The 17,628-nt window shown below is 66.1% G+C and carries 17 protein-coding genes; 12 read left to right on the top strand and 5 right to left on the bottom strand.

The genetic code is table 11. The features are described from left to right. Positions 1 to 14: 14 nt before the first annotated feature. Positions 15 to 815, bottom strand: coding sequence for an alpha/beta fold hydrolase (locus tag ASE14_RS15060; RefSeq protein ID WP_056656789.1), 801 nt, complete (start codon positions 813 to 815; stop codon positions 15 to 17). 100 nt (positions 816 to 915) lie between these two features. Between ASE14_RS15060 and ASE14_RS15055 the strand changes: the two genes are divergently transcribed. The 3 genes from ASE14_RS15055 (at position 916) to ASE14_RS15045 (ending at position 3,604) form a co-directional block, all read left to right on the top strand. Beyond that, on the top strand, positions 916 to 1,554 hold the full coding sequence (locus ASE14_RS15055) for a TetR/AcrR family transcriptional regulator (RefSeq protein ID WP_056656786.1): 639 nt from the start codon (positions 916 to 918) through the stop codon (positions 1,552 to 1,554). Between the two features lie 66 nt (positions 1,555 to 1,620). Next, entirely contained in the window at positions 1,621 to 3,144 is a 1,524-nt protein-coding gene (locus tag ASE14_RS15050) for an ATP-dependent DNA ligase (RefSeq protein WP_056656783.1), read from the top strand. A 46-nt stretch (positions 3,145 to 3,190) separates the two neighbouring features. After that, positions 3,191 to 3,604, top strand: a complete 414-nt coding sequence (locus ASE14_RS15045) for a hypothetical protein (RefSeq protein WP_157373026.1) — start codon at positions 3,191 to 3,193, stop codon at positions 3,602 to 3,604. Here the strand turns inward: ASE14_RS15045 and ASE14_RS15040 are convergent. The 3 genes from ASE14_RS15040 to ASE14_RS15030 form a co-directional block, all read right to left on the bottom strand. Continuing rightward, positions 3,585 to 3,914: a hypothetical protein gene (locus ASE14_RS15040; RefSeq protein WP_056656777.1), complete on the bottom strand. Its 330-nt coding sequence runs from the start codon at positions 3,912 to 3,914 to the stop codon at positions 3,585 to 3,587. The two genes, ASE14_RS15045 and ASE14_RS15040, sit on opposite strands and share 20 nt — an antisense overlap. Beyond that, the gene (locus ASE14_RS15035; RefSeq protein ID WP_056656775.1) at positions 3,911 to 4,534 is read right to left on the bottom strand and encodes a dihydrofolate reductase family protein; all 624 of its coding nucleotides are present in this window, start codon (positions 4,532 to 4,534) and stop codon (positions 3,911 to 3,913) included. Before ASE14_RS15035 ends, ASE14_RS15040 begins: the two co-directional genes overlap by 4 nt. Positions 4,535 to 4,601: 67 nt before the next feature. Further along, positions 4,602 to 5,552 carry an NAD(P)/FAD-dependent oxidoreductase gene (locus ASE14_RS15030; protein WP_056656772.1) on the bottom strand — a complete coding sequence of 317 codons (951 nt, stop codon included), beginning with the start codon at positions 5,550 to 5,552 and terminating at the stop codon, positions 4,602 to 4,604. A 65-nt stretch (positions 5,553 to 5,617) separates the two neighbouring features. Here ASE14_RS15030 and ASE14_RS15025 point away from each other — a divergent pair, with 65 nt between their 5' ends. Together ASE14_RS15025 and ASE14_RS15020 are read left to right on the top strand one after the other, a co-directional pair. Then, entirely contained in the window at positions 5,618 to 6,193 is a 576-nt protein-coding gene (locus ASE14_RS15025; RefSeq protein WP_056656768.1) for a helix-turn-helix domain-containing protein, read from the top strand. Positions 6,194 to 6,283: 90 nt separating this feature from the next. Beyond that, positions 6,284 to 7,156: an intradiol ring-cleavage dioxygenase gene (locus ASE14_RS15020; protein ID WP_056656765.1), complete on the top strand. Its 873-nt coding sequence runs from the start codon at positions 6,284 to 6,286 to the stop codon at positions 7,154 to 7,156. On the opposite strand, the gene ASE14_RS15015 is transcribed toward ASE14_RS15020, so the two are convergent. Further along, entirely contained in the window at positions 7,140 to 7,658 is a 519-nt protein-coding gene (locus ASE14_RS15015) for a gluconokinase (protein WP_056656762.1), read from the bottom strand. The two genes, ASE14_RS15020 and ASE14_RS15015, sit on opposite strands and share 17 nt — an antisense overlap. 462 nt (positions 7,659 to 8,120) lie before the next feature. On the opposite strand from ASE14_RS15015, the gene ASE14_RS20650 reads away from it, so the two are divergent. The 7 genes from ASE14_RS20650 (at position 8,121) to ASE14_RS14990 (ending at position 17,612) form a co-directional block, all read left to right on the top strand. Further along, complete coding sequence (locus tag ASE14_RS20650; protein ID WP_157373025.1) at positions 8,121 to 8,402, top strand: hypothetical protein; 282 nt, start codon at positions 8,121 to 8,123, stop codon at positions 8,400 to 8,402. Positions 8,403 to 9,035: 633 nt separating this feature from the next. Further along, complete coding sequence (locus tag ASE14_RS20155; protein WP_162257750.1) at positions 9,036 to 11,969, top strand: LamG-like jellyroll fold domain-containing protein; 2,934 nt, start codon at positions 9,036 to 9,038, stop codon at positions 11,967 to 11,969. Between the two features lie 556 nt (positions 11,970 to 12,525). Beyond that, positions 12,526 to 12,867: an Lsr2 family protein gene (locus ASE14_RS20150; protein ID WP_235511425.1), complete on the top strand. Its 342-nt coding sequence runs from the start codon at positions 12,526 to 12,528 to the stop codon at positions 12,865 to 12,867. Positions 12,868 to 13,260: 393 nt separating this feature from the next. Then, a complete protein-coding gene (locus ASE14_RS15005) occupies positions 13,261 to 14,394 on the top strand; it encodes an ROK family protein (protein ID WP_056656756.1) in 1,134 nt (377 codons plus the stop codon). Between the two features lie 198 nt (positions 14,395 to 14,592). Next, a complete protein-coding gene (locus ASE14_RS15000) occupies positions 14,593 to 15,906 on the top strand; it encodes an ABC transporter substrate-binding protein (protein WP_056656754.1) in 1,314 nt (437 codons plus the stop codon). Positions 15,907 to 15,909: 3 nt separating this feature from the next. Beyond that, a complete protein-coding gene (locus ASE14_RS14995; protein ID WP_056656751.1) occupies positions 15,910 to 16,791 on the top strand; it encodes a carbohydrate ABC transporter permease in 882 nt (293 codons plus the stop codon). Next, positions 16,788 to 17,612 (top strand): carbohydrate ABC transporter permease, encoded by an 825-nt coding sequence (locus ASE14_RS14990; RefSeq protein ID WP_056656748.1) that lies wholly within the window; start codon positions 16,788 to 16,790, stop codon positions 17,610 to 17,612. Before ASE14_RS14995 ends, ASE14_RS14990 begins: the two co-directional genes overlap by 4 nt. The last annotated feature ends 16 nt before the right edge of the window (positions 17,613 to 17,628 follow it).

Genomic DNA, 17,628 nt, shown 5'->3' with positions numbered 1-17,628 from the left:
CGCTGAGGCCTCCGCTACTCCAGATCGGCGGCCCGATCGTGGGCGGCGTGCACGAAGGCGGCGAGTTCGGCGGCCATCGACTCGGGCTCCCAGCCGTGCTCGCTCCCCGGCATCGCCTTCCACGTCGCACCGGGGATCGCCGCGGCGATGGACTCGGCGGCCGGGGTCATGATGTCGTACGTCTGCTCGCCGACCATCGCCAGCACCGGCACCCGGATACCGCCGAAGAGTTCGGCGTGCGGCGCGGACTCGGCCCAGGCGAGCGATTCGCCGTCGGGCCGCAGGCTCGGCGCCTGGTCGATCATGGCGGGGATGCTGCGCACGATCTCGAGGATCTCGGGCGGCATGTCCCGCATGTACGCGTCGAGGGCGCCGCCGTTGTCACCGGCGTCGATCAGCCGGTTCACCGCGTCGGCCCATTCGCGCCCGCCGCTGTCGGGCGGCGCGAGCGGGGCCTCCCAGAGGGCGAGGCCGTCGACGGCGAGGCCGGCGACCGCGGCGCGCAGCGAGATCGAGCAGCCGGAGGAATGGCCGCAGAGCACAGCGCCGCCGCCGGCGATGTCGATCAGCGCCTCGATGGCCGCGAGCTCCCGGTCGAGGGTGATCGTGCCGGCGGCGGCGCTCTCGCCCCGGCCGACACGGTCGTACACGATCGCCGTGACGCCCCGGGCGGCGAGGAGTTCTGCGGTGCCGGTGGTCTCGGGATCGATCTCCCGCCACGGCCCGGCGCCCGCGACGAAGACGAGTGCCGGCCCGGTGCCGTGACGGTCGAAGGCGATGCGATCGCCGGCGGTGGAGACGATGAACTCGGACATGGTGGTTCCTCTCATCCCAGAAACAGTGTGCGAACTGGACTGACCAGTATGATTCGATCAAACTAGACTGTCCAGTACTGCGCGTCAAGAGGAGGAAGCCATGGCCACCACGAACGAGCTGTCGCGTTCGGAGCGGAAGCGCCGCGCCATCCTCGCCGCCGCTGAGGCCCTCTTCCTTCGGAACGGGTACCTCGGCACGAGCATGGACGAGCTCGCCGAGCTGTCGGAGGTCTCGAAGCAGACCGTCTACGCGCACTTCGGCAGCAAGGAGTCCCTGTTCGTCGAGCTCGTCTCGTCGATGACCGCCGCCGCGGGCGACGGTCTGCACGATCGCGACGAGCGGGCGGCACTCGACGGCGATGTCGCCGGCCACCTCGCCCGCTACGCCGCCGACGAGCTCGCCGTCGTGATGACCCCGCGCGTGCTCAAGCTGCGCCGGCTCGTCATCGGCGAGGTCGAGCGCTTCCCCGACCTCGCGCGCGCGCTCTACGAGAACGGGCCGGAGCGCGCCATCCGCTCGCTCGCCGTCACGATGGCCGAGTTCACCGATCGCGGCTTGCTCGCCGCCGACGACCCGGTCGAGGCGGCGACGACCTTCAACTGGCTCGTCATGGGCGCGCCGATGAACGAGGCGATGCTGCTCGGCGACGAGGCGATCCCCGATGTCGCGGCGCTGCAGCGCCACGCGGCGCATGCTGCACGCGTCTTCGTCGCGGCATACGGCGTCGGCGTGCGCTGAGCGCGCTCACCCGCGTCCGCGGCGGCAGTCGGCGCGCATGTCGGATGCCGGTGGGAGACTGGCCCCGTGCTGCTCGACGAACTCGCGCTGACCGCCGACACCGTCGCCTCGACCCGATCGCGACTCGCGAAGGTCGACGCGCTGGCCGAACTGCTGCGCCGGCTCGAGCCCGACGAGATCGCGCCGGCCGTCGGGATCCTCATCGGCAAGCCCCGGCAGGGGCGCATCGGCGTCGGATGGCGCGGGGTGGCCGCCGCGACCGGGGAGCCCGCCGCCGAGCCCTCGCTCACGGTCGGCGAGCTCGACGCCGAGCTCGATCGCCTGGCCGCGACATCCGGTTCGGGCTCATCGGGGGAGCGGGCGCAGCGACTGCACGAGCTCATCGGCCGCGCGACCGCCCGCGAGCAGTCGTTCATCGGCCGGGTGCTGCTCGGCGAGGTGCGCACCGGTGCGCTCGAGGGCGTCGTGACCGACGCCGTCGCCCGCGCCGCCGAGCGCCCGGTCGACGTGGTGCGTCGCGCGGCGATGCTCTCGGGCGATCTCGGCGAGACCGCACGGCTCGCGCTCACGGGCAGCGAGGCCGAGCTCGCGGCGGTCGGCCTCGTCGTCGGCCGGCCGGTGCTGCCGATGCTCGCCGCCACCGCATCGAGTGCCGCAGCGGCGCTCGAGACCACCGGTGAGGCGTCCGTCGAGTACAAGCTCGACGGCGCGCGCATCCAGGTGCATCGCGCGGGCGACGACGTGCAGGTCTTCACCCGCAACCTCGCCGACGTGACCCGGCGGCTGCCTGAGGTCGTCGAGGTCGTGCGCGCGCTGCCGGTGCGAGACGTCATCCTCGACGGTGAGACGCTCTCGCTCGACGAAGACGGGGCACCGCGGCCCTTCCAGGACACGATGTCGAGCTTCGGCGCCGATGCCGCTCGCGAGACGGTGCTGCATCCGTGGTTCTTCGACGTGCTGCACGTCGACGGTCGCGACCTGCTCGACGAGCCGCTCGCCACGCGGCTCGCCGAGCTCGAGCGCATCGCACCCGGGCATCGCATCCCGGGCGAGGTGACCGCCGACCCCGAGGTGGCCGAGCAGGTGTCCCGCGACGCCCTCGCGGCGGGACAGGAGGGCGTGCTGGTCAAAGCGATCGGCTCGCCCTATGCGGCGGGCCGGCGCGGGTCGAGCTGGATCAAGGTCAAGCCCGTGCTCACCTACGACCTCGTGGTGCTCGCCTGCGAGTGGGGCTCGGGCCGGCGCACGGGCTGGCTCTCGAACCTGCACCTCGGCGCGCTCGACTCCATCGGCGAGTTCGGCGAGCCCGGCGGCTTCGTGATGGTCGGCAAGACGTTCAAGGGGCTCACCGACGATCTCCTGCGCTGGCAGACCGAGCGCTTCCCCCAGATCGAGACGCGGCGCACCGAGCACACCGTGTGGGTCGAGCCGAGCATCGTCGTCGAGATCGCGATCGACGGCGTGCAGCGGTCGAGCCGGTACCCCGGCGGCATCGCGCTGCGGTTCGCGCGGGTCAAGAAGTACCGCGACGACAAGACGGCGGCCGAGACCGACACGATCCAGACGCTCCGAGCGCTGCTTCGCGGCTGAGCAACGATCGTTGACATCTGGTTGCAGCTGTGAATGGATGGCTGGCGTGAGCGAAGCGACGAGCACAGGCGGTCCCGACGACGTCGACCGACCGGGGCGCCTCGTCTGGTACTACATCGCGATCGGGTTGATCGGCGCAGCGGCAGTGATCGGTTTCGCGGTGCTGCCGCAACCGATCGCCGGCCTCGTGCTCACCGGGGCGGCACTCCTTTCCGCGCTGGTCGACTTCCTTGCTCGCCGGTTCTCTTCCGCATCGTTCAACACGCGCATGGACGGGAGCGTCATCGCCTATCTCGCGGTCGTCGGAGTCGTCGTCGTCGGTTCGCTGATCCTGGTGTGGACGGTGGTTCGGAACGGGGACGCGCCCTGGCTGGTCTGGGTCCTCGCTGGAGCGGTCTTCGTGGTCATACTCATCGGAGCCTGGATCGTCGACGGACGTCTCACTCCCCAGGAGGCGTGATCGAGTCGACGAAGGCATGAGCTTCGCCCGCGATCTCGCGCCAGCGGTCGACGCCGTCGTCGAACGGCACGACCGCCCACTCGCGCATCGGGCGGCCGTGCATGACCATGTTGTCGAGCTCGAGTGCGTCGATGCGTGCCTCGGGCAGCTTCACCACGAGGCTGCCGCTGTTCGCGACGAACGCGAAGAGCTTGCCGCGCACCGAGATGCCGTCGGATCCGAACATCCGGCCGATCGCGACGTCACGGCGCGCCAGCAGTGCCGGGGCGATCTCGTCGAGCCGTGCCCGGCCCGTCTCCCGTTCGGTCATGCCCCGGCCTCATCCACGGTGCTCATGTCGATGCCGGTGACGGGCTCGCCCGCCCGCTCGTAGACCAGTTGGATCGACCCCTTGGGGAAGGCGAGCGGAGGCTCGACGAGCGAGAACGCGGCGGGGGCCGTGCCCTCGGCGAAGAGTCGCTTGCCGGTGCCGAGCGCCACCGGGTAGAGCCAGAGGTTGATGCGGTCGACGAGGTCCTCCCGCAGCAGCGTGCGCACGAGGTCGCCGCTGCCGAAGACATGGGTCTCGTCAAAGCGGTCGCGGATGCCCCGCACCTCCGCCGCGACATCCGTCACGACCGTCGTGCCGGCCCACGACGGGTCGGTCAGCGAGTGCGAGGCGACGAACTTCGGCACGGCGTTGAACCTGGCTCCGATGTCGTCCGATTGGAACGGCCAGTACCTCGCCCAGATGTCGTAGGTCTTGCGGCCGAGCAGCAGCGCGTCGACGCGCTCGATGTTGGCGCCGATCGCCGCGCCCGACTCGGCGTCGACGTACGCGCCCTGCCAGCCGCCGAACGGGAACCCTCCCTCGGTGTCCTCATCGCGGCTGCCCGGTGACTGGTACACCCCGTCGAGCGTGACGAACTGGTCGACGACGATGACTCCCATGGTGAGCTCCTTCCCCTCCGCTCCCCATTGTTCGCCGCGAAGCCCATGTGGGAAACCCCCATTCCGATCAGCCGGCGAGTGCCGCTCGGATCTCCTCCTCGATGAGGTCGGCGTTGATCGCGGCACCGGCGAGGTTGCCGGCGCCCGCTGAGAGCGGCACGGTCGCCGCCGGGTTGACGACGTTGCCTGCAGCCCAGACACCGGGCACGCTCGTGCGACCGGTCGCGTCGACGTCGACCCAGGCGTCGTCGACGAACCCGGGCGCGGTGGAGGCACCGAGTCCCGTCAGCAGGGCATCGTTCGGCACGGGTCGGGGGCCGAGGAAGATCGCATCGAGGGCGATCACCGCGTCGTCGGCGAGGCGGATGCCGCTGAGTCGGCCGGTCTCGTCGGCGGTCACGCTCGCCCAGGCCCGCCGTTCGACCGCGATGCCGCGCGCGAGCAGGCCGGCCGAGTCGTCGCCGTCGAGCTCAGCCCCGTTCGTGAAGAAGGTGACCGACGGCGACCACTGCCGGAGCAGCTGCACCTGGTGGAGGCTGCGCGGGCCGGTCGCGAGCACGCCGATGCGGCGATCGCGGACCTCCCAGCCGTCGCAGTAGGGGCACACGACCGCGCCCGTTCCCCACTGCTCCGCGAGGCCGGGGAGTTCGGGCAACTCGTCGCGCAGGCCGGTCGCCACGAGCAGCCGGCGTGCGGCGTGGCGCTCGCCCGAGGCGAGGGTCACGGTGAAGCCGGGACCGCCGTTCGAGTCGGCGGTGTACGCCTCGGCGGTCGCGACCTCCGCGGTGCGCACGACCCCGCCGTAGCGTGCGACCTCCTCACGCCCGCGCTCGAGCAGCTCGAGCGGCGACCAGCCGTCGCGACCCAGCACGCCGTGCATGTGCGCGGCGACGCCGTTGCGCGGCGCACCGCCGTCGAGCACGAGCACGCGCCGTCTGGCGCGCACGAGCATGAGCGCGGCGCTGAGTCCGGCGCTGCCGCCGCCGACGATGATGACATCCCACGATTCCCGTTGCATGGCTCCAGCCTCGCGGTAGCCTGAGCGAGTGGCAACGCCTGTTGCCGAAACGGCAAGGAGTGCAGATGGCCCACGACCTCGACACGATGCTGAGCGCCGTCGCGCCGAGGCTGCGCGAGCTGCGCCTCCGCCGCGGGTACACCCTCGCCGAACTCGCCGCAGAGACCGGCATCTCGACGAGCACCCTCTCACGGCTCGAATCAGGGCTGCGGCGGCCGACGCTCGAACTGCTCATCCGCATCGCGGCCGCCTACCGGGCGAACCTCGACGACCTGGTCGGCGCGCCGCAGATCGCCGACCCCCGCGTGCACCCGAAGCCGTTCTACCGGAACGGCAAGGCCGTCATCCCGCTCACCCGGCAGAACCCCGACCTGCACGCCTTCAAGATGGTGCTGCCGGGGCATCCACCCGACCAGCCCGTCGAACAGCGGGCGCACGACGGATACGACTGGATCTACGTGCTCAGCGGCCGGGTTCGGCTCGCGCTCGGCGATGACGAGATCATCCTCGAGCCCGGCGAGGCCGCCGAGTTCGACACCCGGGTGCCGCACGGCCACGCGAGCGCGTCGTCCGAACCCGCCGAGATCCTCAACCTGCTGAGCGTGCAGGGCGAACGGGTGCACCTGCGCACCGGAGCGTGAGCGCGGCACAGGCGGCTCATCGGCGACGCACAGCACGGCCATTGCGCGGCGCTCCATGCTGATGCTCTGATGAGAGCGGAGGTGCAGCCCATGACGACCGACCCGCGCTGGCTCGACGAGCACGGCAACGAGATCGACGAAGACCACCGCGGCCTCGTCTACGACATCCGCACCCTCGTCGATCGGCGCCGCATGCTCGGAATCTTCGGCGGCATCGGGCTCACCACGCTCCTCGCGGCCTGCTCCGGCAGCGACCCGGCGCCGAGCGCGAGCGCCGCCTCGACCGGCACGGCGAGCGCGACGCCCGGCCCCTCGGCATCGGCCGCGGCATCCGGCACCCTCGACGAGGTGCCCGACGAGACCGGCGGGCCGTACCCCGCCGACGGCTCCAACGGGGTGAACGTGCTCGACGACTCGGGCATCGTGCGCAGCGACATCCGCTCGTCGTTCGGCTCGTCGACGACGGTCGCGCAGGGCGTGCCGCTCACGATCGAACTGACAGTGCGGGATGCCGCGTCCGGCAGCGCCGTCGTCGGCGCCGGGGTGTACCTCTGGCACTGCGACCGCGACGGTGACTACTCGCTCTACTCGCGCGGCGTCGAGAACGAGAACTACCTGCGCGGCGTGCAGGAGACCGACGCGATGGGCACGGTGCGCTTCACCTCGATCTACCCCGCGTGCTACTCGGGCCGGTGGCCCCACATCCACTTCGAGGTGTACTCCGACGTGGCGAACGCCGTCGCGTCGGGCCCGGTCGTGAAGACCTCGCAGATCGCCCTGCCCGAGGAGGTCAACGGGCTCGTCTACGCGACGAGCGGCTACGAGCAGAGCGTGCGGAACGTCTCGGAGGTCAGCCTCTCGAGCGACAACGTGTTCCGCGACGACGGCGGGATCCACCAGATCGCGAGCATGTCGGGCTCGGTCGCCGGCGGATACACGGCGGCGCTCACGATCGGGGTGTGACCGGCTCGACGAACGGGCGGAGGCCGATGACGGCGCGCGCGACGATCTCGGCGGGTGCGTCGGCGACGTCGACCGTGATGCCGGCCTCGTCGGTCGCGAGCGGCTCGAGCGCGGCGAGCTGGGAGTCGAGCAGGCTCGCGGGCATGAAGTGATCGGCGCGTGCCGCCGCCCGCGCGGCGAGCAGCTCGCGGGAACCGTGCAGGTGCAGGAACACCGTGGCCGGCGCGGCCTCGCGGAGTCGATCGCGATATGCGCGCTTCAGCGCCGAGCACGCCATCACGACTCCTGTGGTCGACGCCTCGAGTTCGGCGCCCACGAGGTCGAGCCATGGGTCGCGGTCGACGTCGTCGAGCGCGACGCCCGATGCCATCTTCGCCACGTTCGACGCCGGGTGCAGATCGTCGGCGTCGCGGAACGGCACACCGAAGCGCTCGGCCAGCGACCGGCCGACGGTCGACTTGCCGACCGCCGAGACGCCCATGATGACGAGACGAATGCCCATGCCGCAGTTCTACCAGGTGCGCATCGGTCGTCGCCGAGGCTCCTCATCGAGGCTCGTCACGGCGCGGCCGCACCGAGGCGCACGACTCAACCACCTGGCATGGACCAATCACCCGGCAGAAAGGAGACACGCCCCGGGAACTCTCCTCCGCAAGGCCACCAACGCCGGGATCGAGAGCGGTTCTGTCGGCGGCGCGGTCGACCAGCCGCAACACTCCTTCTCAGCTCCTTCGCCGTTTCGCTACTCCGTTTCAGATTCATCGTGCGGCGACGATTGCAACGATTCTCAAACACTACTTGACGATTAGGCAGGCGGCAGCTATGTTCGGACCGCGATAATGAATCGGCGTTTCATAAATCGGATTCACTATTTCCCTCAGTATCGAGAGAGAACGACAATGAAGTCTCGGAAACTACCGGCGCCAGCAATCGCCGGGGCCATCCAGCTCAGCGCGCTCAGCGCGTGCGCGCCTGGTGGGGCCTCTTCGGCGACGACGAGTGGAACCCCGTCGAAGAGTCTCGGCTCGGAGAAGGTGTCGCTGACCTTGTCACGACCCCCGAGTCGGGAGCTCCTCTCGACAAGATCATCGCCGCGTTCGAGAAGAAACAGCCGAGCGTCACGGTGAAGAACATGAAGACCACGTTCGACGACTCCAACACGCAGCTGCCGTTGCAGCTGGTACCAAGCTCTACGGGTGGGAGAGGTCTTCTCGCCTGGCGAGCTGCGCTTGTGCGAAGAACCTGATTCAGCGGTACCGCGTGGCCGTCTCTCATCCTGCCTTCTGCGGTCTTTCCGTCCAGCGCTGGGTCGGCTGGTTCCAAGGGTTCTCCACGTTCTCTACCAAGCGATTCCGCTCGTGGACTCTGCAATCGACAATTCACTTCAATCCAAAATAGTCAGGGAGGCGTAAATATGCCGAAAATGAAACGGGTAAGAATAGCGCTGAGTGTTATGGCCAGTGCATGGATCTTGTCTAGCGCACTCGTATATCAAACAAGCGATGCAAGGGCCGCAAGCGAAGTAAGTGACGCAAGCGAAGTAAATGACGCAAGCGAAGTAAATGACGCAAGCGAAGTAGGTGACGCGAGCGAAGTGGGTGACGCGAGCGAAGTAGATGATGCAAGCGAGGTAAGTGCCGCAAGCGAAGTGAGTGGCGCAAGCCAAGTAAGCGACGCAAGCGAGGTAAGTGCCGCAAGCGAAGCAAGTGGCGCAAGCCAACTTGTCACATACTCCGACCCGCCTGCCGGCACACCAAGTGTTTCCAATTTCACAACACACGTACGGACTCCTGGCGGAGAATTCTCCGACCTATTCACTTATGCTGCTCGTGTCATGAGGAGCGGAGTCTCTGACGCGACGACACCAGTCGGGTTCGTCATGTTCGACTCTTCGGGTCCTGTGGAAGTGCAGGTCACATACAACGGCGGGGACGTCGACTCGGCAAAGATCTGGCCGCAGGCTTACGGCATCGAGCCTTCAATTGACGGTAACGTGATCACGATTCCGCTTGCCGAGCCGAAGAACATTGTGCTGGAAATCAACGGCGATATGTACGACGCATTGCAGATCTTCGCCAATCCTATTGAGACCGACGTCCCTTCCCCGACCGATCCGAATGTGATGTTCTTCGAACCAGGACTTCATGCCTATGGCAGTGATCCAAGAATCACCAGGGAGACCGTACCCACTCACTACGGCGGCCGCACGACCACACAGGATGTGATTTATGTACCGAGCGGAACGACTGTCTATATCCAAGGCGGTGCCGTCGTACAGGCTCAGATCAAAACCAACCCATTCTTCAACCAGGCGGGCTGGCAAAATGCACCACGGACGAATGATATTACAATCCGCGGACGGGGCGTGATTGATGTTTCACGGTGGTGTGGCGACTTTACCGACGCAGCTCGCTCGCGGAACCCGGAGATGCCGGCTATTGCGATCTTCAATTCGGATCATGTGACCGTTGAAGGTGTCGTCGTGGTCAATCCTGAAAGGCAGCAAATTCACATTCACACCTCAACGGATGTGACAGTGGACAACTTTAAGGGCTTTACTGCAATGCTAGAAGGTGATGGCATTGTCAGTACCGGCGGTAACAGCCACGTGACCGTCAAGAACTCCTATCTCAGAACGTCTGATGATGCTTTGGTAAGCGATTCCTCGAACAATCACATTTCATTTGACAATATCGTAGTCTTCGGCCAGAAGGCCCATAGCATTATGGCCGGAGTTGGCAACCCCTATGGAACGCCGCTTGACAATTACTCCGCCACGAACATCTATATTGTCAATCACTACGAGGCAGAAGTCGTACAAAATGGCGTGATTGGAATTGCTGCAGGCCAGGGTGGCCTCGTAACAAACATGGTCTTCAAGAATATTGTCGTGGAACGCAATTCCATGGGTAGCTTGTTCAAGATCACACCATTTGCGCCATGGAATTCCACGAGCGGCAACATTAGGAACATTTCGTTCCAAGATATCTACTACACGACTGGGCCGAATGAAGCCGCTTCGTCTATCACCGGCATTGATTCCACCCATACCGTTGATGGTGTACAGATCAACAATCTGGTCATCGATGGACGTACCGCCGCAAATGTTCAAGATGCGAATCTGAAGGTCGGAAAATATGCTGTCGGTGTTCGTCTGTACGCGGGCGACTTCCAGCCCACGGCGAGCCTTATCGGCATCAATCCGTCGGCGGACACGGGAGCTCCCATCGGAGCTGCGAAGACAGCAGCTGCGCTTGACCTGCCCACCAAGGTATCGGTTGCAACCTCTTCAGGAGATGTGGATGCCTATGCGAATTGGGATCTCAGTGGTGTGATTTACGACCCGACGGCTACGACGCCGCAGACATTCGCGGTACCGGGAACCGTTACGCTCCCCATTGGAATCGACAACCCGGATGGTGTCGCATTGGCAACAAGCATTCGCGTAACTACGAAGTCTGCCGAACTCGTAGCTCAATGGAAGTTCGATGAAGGCTCCGGTACAACCGCTGGCGATTCATCCGGCAAGGACAACACGGGAACACTCATTGGCAACCCTACGTGGACCGATTCGGGCAAGGTCGGCGGAGCGCTTGCTTTCAACGGCGGCTCAAGGGTTGAGGTCAGCCCTTCGGCAACTTTGAATGCAACAGGCGACGAGACCGTGTCGTTGTGGTTCAAGACCTCCCAGGCGTCGAATGGCTATTACGGCGTTGTTCGTCAAGATCAGCGTTTCACGCCGCTGCAGTTGATTGGCGGAGGGAAAGCTCAGGTGGCCTATTGGCCCAATGGTTCGTCTAGTGCCAAAACGCTGGTGTTCCCATGGACCTATAACGATGACAGTTGGCATCACTATGCGGCTTCATACGATCACACATTGGGGCTGAAGGTCTATGTCGACGGTCACGTCGTGGCAAGCGACGCAACGAATCTCGGGCCGCTTCCGGACGCAACGCGCAATATGATGATCGGAGCCGCTCCATGGGGAGAGGCCTACAGTGGACTGCTGGATGACGTTTGCATATTCGACCGTGCGATGAGTCAGGCGGACGTAACGCGATTGATTCAGACCGGCTGCCAGCAAAAGGTAGACCCGAAGCTGGCGCTGGGTGCGCCGTCCGTCGAAGCCGGAGCGTCGGTGGACGCAGCGCTGAGCGGATTCGCTCCGGATTCGACCGTGTCGATCTGGCTGGATGATCAGAAGTTGGCCGAGGCGGCCTTCACCGCTGAGGGCACACTGGACACGCAACTGCTCATTCCCGCAGGCACCACTGCTGGGACGCATCAGGTGGTCGTGAAGAATGCCAACTCCGAGACCCAGGTGAGCGCGCAGCTCGACGTCACGGAGGCTCCCGGGGGCAGTACCCCGGAGATCGCTCCGTCGATCGGCAGTGTGCAGGCCGGTGCGAGCGTGAACGTGCAGCTTCAGGGCTTCGCGCCGAATCAGCTCGTCGAGCTCTGGCTGCACTCAACCCCGGTCAAGGTGGGCGAGGTCACGACGTCGGGCGAGGGCTCGGCCGTGGTGCCGATCACCGTTCCCGCCGACACTGTTGCCGGCGAGCACGCCCTTGTCGCCACCGACACCGACGGCGCCGAGTTGGCACGCACCTCCCTCACCGTGACCGCGATTCCCACTGATGGTGGTACCGGCGGAGGCAACGGCGGTGCCGGCGGAAGCAACGGCTCCGGTCCCGGCAGCGACCTTGCCATGACCGGCATGGATGCCGCAGCGTGGTCGCTCGCGGCCGCGATCGGCCTTGCTCTGATGTCGATCGGCGCAGTGCTGTTGAGGCGACGTCGTCGGATGAACTGATATGTAGCGGTATCTGTCAAGCGAGCAGGGTGAAGCGTCCGTCGGGCTGGCCGGTCCGCCGGACGCTTCGTCGTTCGATCGGAGGGTGGCGGGGATGCGGCGTGTCTGGGGACGCGGGGGCAGTCTGATCCACGCGGGTTGGTTACCGCATGACCCTGTTTCGGTGAGAGCGTGCGAGCTTGTCCGCTACCGCGGGCGGAAGTCGGCGGGTGCCAGGTGCGGGGACTCGACAAGTCCCGCAGCACGCACAACCAGCCTGGTGAGTGTCCGGAATCCGGGGTCTACCGCAGTTCCGGGCTTCTCCTTCTTCAGCCGGCAGGTCAACGTACCGAATGGAAATGCGGACCCGGTGGCAGTCCTACATAAGAGGTGGCAGTCCTACATAAGAATGGAACGGTTCTGCGAGGGGGAAGAAATACACTCACGTCAGGCACCCGCTACTAGCGGGACGGCGCTCATTCAGTAGTGGCGAGCGAGTGCATTCATGTCGATCTCCGTTAGTCTGCCGCTTAGTATGAGCGAACCCGCTCGAATTGCAGTGGGAGGAAGACCCGTCGTGGCCAAGCAGACGAAGACCATTACTACGTTCACCGATGACCTGGATGGTGCTGTTATCGAAGACGGCACCGGAGCCACCGTGCGGTTTGGCCTGGACGGGCGAGAGTGGGAAATCGACCTCTCAGACGGTAACCGTGAGGCGCTCGAAAAGGCACTGAAGCCTTATATCGAGGCTGGTCGTTCCACGTCCTCGCGTCGTTCTTCTGGTGGCACTCGGTCAACCGCCAACAAGGAGGAATTGGCTGCGCTTCGCTCATGGGCTAAGGAGAACGGCTACGAGGTTTCCGACCGTGGCCGTGTTTCCGCGAAGATCAGGGATGCTTACGCGGCAGCACACTGATCCCCAACTTCAGGGAGGCCTTACCCGAGATCTGCAAGCCCTCGCTTCTATTCCCACTCTTTGATCGAATCTGACAGCTTGCTTCGGGACCGGATGACAGCCTGATTCAGGACTATCTCTCTGGATATCAGTGTGATGCTGGACCCGTTGAAGCCAGTCATCGGCGCGATGCTGACGCAGGATCTGGGCGGCTGCTGGGGAGTTGCGCCTGGCCGTACTCACTGCACCTGTCCCGTCGACGATGAGCGTGGGCGGGGGCCGCCGCCTGGAGCTCGCGGACGTTGGGGCTGGCTGCGCACAGTGCGCCGGTTCCTTACGTGGCGGTCGATGAGTGGCCTCCGGCGGTAGGCATTGACTATTCTCAAATGACGATCAAAATTTGGGAGGCATTCGATGCGCAAGCAGCTCCAGATCGGCCCTGTGACGGACCCGTTCTCGGTCGCCACGCTCGCCGCCCTGCGTGGACGTGCGTCACAGACGCTCTCCGAGATCGCGGGGTTGACCAGGTTGTCGCGGCCGACGGTGCTCGCGGCGGCGACCGATCTGGAGCGCCACGGCCTCGTCGAGAGGCTGAGCCCGGCCGTTCCCGTCGGGGCAGGGCGGCCGGCGATGCGTTTCGGCTTCGTCGCGGACGCCGCCGTGATCGCCGGCGTCGACATCGGCGTGCACAAGATCGTCGTGCTCGTGCAGGACCTCAACGGGAAGACGGTCGGCGAGCACCGGGTCGAGACGTCGGAGAGCCTGACCGGTTCGCTGAGGGTCAGGGCCGTCGTCGACGCGATTTCCGACGCTGTCGACGCGCATGGTCATCATGCGAAGCTGATCGCCGTCGGCCTCGGCGCTCCGGGCATCAGCGACGCCACCGGGCGGATCACCTTCTCGCCGGCGCTGCGCGAGTGGGAGGGAATCGACCTCGGGCCGCAGGTCAGCCGAATGCTCGGCGCTGCGGTCTTCGTCGAGAGCGACACGCTCGCAGCCACCTTCGGCGAGTTCCGCTACGGCGCTGGCCGGGGAACGAGCAATTTCGTCTACCTGCTCGCGGGCTTCCGCACGGCGGCAGGGTCGGTAGTCGGAGGTCGCATCCACCGCGGGGCATCCGGCGCCGCCGGCGCTGTCGGTGAGATGCGGGTCCTTCAGTGGGCCGATTCATTCGCGCGCTTGATCTCCGACTACGCCACTGCGACCGGACGTCGGGATGTCACGGCGCTCGAGGTATTCGATGCCGCGCACGAGGGGCATTCCGCAGCAGTTGAGGCGGTCGAGCGCTACGTGGACGCGGTCGCGGTGGGCCTCGCCGCGTTGTCTCTCGCGATCGACCCCGAACTCATCGTCGTCGGCGGCGGCATCTCCAAGGCCGGTCCGTCCCTGGCGGCCGCCATCAGGGACCGTCTCGCCGTGCATGCGGCCGTGCTCCACCCCCGCGTCGAGATCTCGGAGCTCGGCGATCGCGCGGTCGCAGTCGGTGCCGCGCGCCTCGCGTTGGACCATGTCGAGTCCCACGTGCTCGGCCTCGTCGCCGATCTCTGAACCCGCTGAAGCGGAGGCGCTCTCCCAGTTGCGGGATTGTGTCAGAAATATTGGAATCCCAATTCATATTTGTGTATGGTGATCTCCGTGAACCGCTCTCCGGCCGCATCAGCGACGGACGCGGCGCATCCCGGTATCAGGCTCCGCGCCGCGATGTGACAACGACGAAGTTGCTCCAAGATCACGAAGGGATCTCCCATGAAGACACAGCACACAGCGGCCATCGCGGGCGCACTCGCGCTTGCGATCGGACTCGCCCTCGGCGGCTGCGCACCTGGCTCTGGTGGCCAGAGCGCGGGTGCGGCGCAACCGGTCTCGACCGACGTCGGCTCCGAGAAGGTCACGATCAAGATCGTCTCGACGCCCGAGTCCGGTGCACCGCTGCCCGAGATCATCGAAGCGTTCAACGAGAAGTACCCGAACATCACGGTCGAGCACCAGGAGACGACGTTCGACGAGTACAACAAGCAGCTTCCGCTGCAGCTCGCCTCGAACAGCTCGCCCGATATCGCGCTCGTCAACATCACCGGGAACCTGGCGAAGGACGGGCTCATCCTCAACTTGAACGAATACGTCGATGCGTACGGCTGGGATGACGTGTACTCGGCGGGCCAGCTCGGCGACTATGCGGTCGGTGACGATCTCGTGAGCGCCGGCGGGACCAACCAGATCGCCTTGCCGACCGGGTTCTTCCACGTCGGGGTCTACTACAACAAGGAACTGCTCGAGAAGGCCGGAGTGACCGAACTTCCGCAGTCGCTCGACGAGTTCGAAGCCGCCCTCGCGAAGGCGAAGGCCGCCGGCATCCTGCCCGTCCAGTTCGGCAACGCTCAGGGCCACGCCGGGTTCACGATTCAGGAGATCGGCCAGTCCGTCGGCGGCGCTGCCGAGTGGCGCGACTGGGTATGGGGGAAGTCGGGCAACACCTTCGACACCTCCGCCAACCGCACGGCCGTCGACAAGCTCGTGGAGTGGAACGAGAGCGGCTACTTCCCCCCTGCCACCGAGGTGAACGGCACCGACCTCGGTGAGGCCGTCGGCAAGTTCACCGCCGGCGACGGGATGTTCTTCATCGACGGGAACTGGGACTCCGCCGCGATCGAGGAGGCGATGGGAGAGAACGCCGGCTTCTTCGGCTTCCCGGGTGCCAAGCCCACCGGCGCGGGTGGCAGCATCGCCTACGCGATCTCCGAGAAGAGCCAGCACAAGAACGCCGCCGCGGCATTCCTGGACTTCTTCCACTCGCCCGAGGCCTCCGCGGCGATCTTCGCCTCCGGGTTCCTCCCGCAGGACACGAGCGAGCTCACCCCGGAGTCGGGCGTCAGCGAGGACATCGTGAACGGCTTCGCAGCGACGAGTGCGGCGGATGGCTCCGTCACGGCGTTCGCCGGGGCGACGGTGAGCATGAACGACACGTTCATCCGGGAGACGCAGGATCTCATCGCCGGTCGCAGCACCGCGGGCGAACTGATCGAGGCAGTCCAAGAGGACTGGGACTCGGTGCACGGCTAAACCATGTCCTCGCCCCGATCCGGGCGGCGGAGGCGAGGTGGAGTCGCATGGCTCTACCTCGCCCCTGCGGCCGCCTTCTACCTCGCGTTCGTCATCTACCCCTACGTCAACAGCCTCTGGTACTCGTTCTTCGAATGGAACGGCGTCGGCCTCGCGACCTGGGTCGGCCTCGACAACTACGTCAGGGTCTTCACGGAGCCCGAGCAGTTCGCAGCCCTCTTCAACGCCGTGCTCCTCATCTTCTTCTTCACGGTGCTGCCGATCACCTTCGGCCTGGTCCTCGCGGCGGTGTTCGCACGACGCCGCCACAGCTGGGGTGCAGTCAGGGCGATCGTGTTCCTCCCGCAGATCGTCCCGCTCGTGGCGGTCGGCGTGGCATGGCGCTGGATCTACTCCGAGGACGGGCTGGTGAATCAGGCCCTCGAAACGGTCGGACTCGGCGAATTCGCCCGGGCCTGGCTGGGTGACTACAACTGGGCGTTCCCGGCCGTCGGCCTCGTCGGCACATGGGTCAGCACCGGGCTCTGCCTCGTGCTGCTGCTCTCGGGAATCCAGAAGATCGATCCGGGCCTGTATGAAGCGGTACGGCTCGACGGTGGCGGCGCCATCAGGGAGTTCTTCACGGTGACGCTGCCGCAGCTCCGCGGCGAGATCGCGGTCGCCGCGACGCTCACGGTGATCTCGGCCCTCGCGAGCTTCGACGTCGTCTACATCATGACCCGAGGAGGCCCGGGAACGCAGACCATGGTTCCCGGCGTCGAGATCTACAACCAGGCGTTCACGAACGGCCGCGTCGGGCAGGCCTCCGCCCTCGCCATCGTGCTGAGCCTGATGGTGTACCTCGTCGTCATCCTCATCAACGGCCTCGCACGGGAGAAGAAATGATCCGCTCACGGCTCGAGGTCGTCATCGCGCCGGCCTTCCTGATCGCCGTCGCCGCCACCATCATGGTGCCGTTCGTCGCGATCTTCTCGGCGGCGCTGCAACCTGCCGGATCCATCGTCCGAGGAGTGAGTTGGCCCGCGCAACCGGCCTGGGAGAACTTCGCGAGGGCCTGGACCGACGGCGGCTTCCTCAGCCTCTTCATGTCGAGCGCCATCGTCGCCGTCGCCGTGGTGATCATCGGCGTGCTCATCGCGAGCCTCGCGGGGTACGCCATGGGAACCATGACGTTCCGGGGTCGGGCGGTGGTGCTCGCCGTGTTCCTCGCCGGGCTCACGCTCCCGTACGAGGTCGTGGTCGTGCCGCTGTTCTACATGTTCCGGCCGCTGGGGATCCTCGACACCTACTTCGCCCTGATCCTTCCGCTGCTCGGACTCTTCATGCCCTTCGGCGTCTTCTGGATGCGCACGCACTTCGACACCGTGCCGAAGTCCCTCATGGAGGCCGGGGAGATCGACGGTGCGAACCACTGGCAGGTGTTCTGGCGCATCCTGATGCCGACCGCGCGCCCGGCCATCGGCACCCTCGCGCTGCTCTTCTTCCTGTGGAGCTGGAATCAGTACCTGCTCGCCCTGATCCTCATCCAGGATGCGAGTCATCGCACCGCACCCGCCGGACTCGGGCAGTTCATCACACAGCACGGCAAGGACGTGCCGCTCCTGGCGGCCGGAACGATCATCGTCATGATCCCGGTCCTCATCGTGTTCCTCATCTTCCAGCGCCAGCTGATCCGCGGGTTCCTGCAGGGAGCGGTCAAGGAATGAGCACCGCTGCCCCCGA

Origin of the sequence: Agromyces sp. Root81 (assembly GCF_001429165.1) — a bacterium.
Lineage (GTDB): Bacteria > Actinomycetota > Actinomycetes > Actinomycetales > Microbacteriaceae > Agromyces.
Note: the sequence above shows the minus strand (reverse complement) of the source record. Positions and strands in the feature narration are given on the sequence as shown.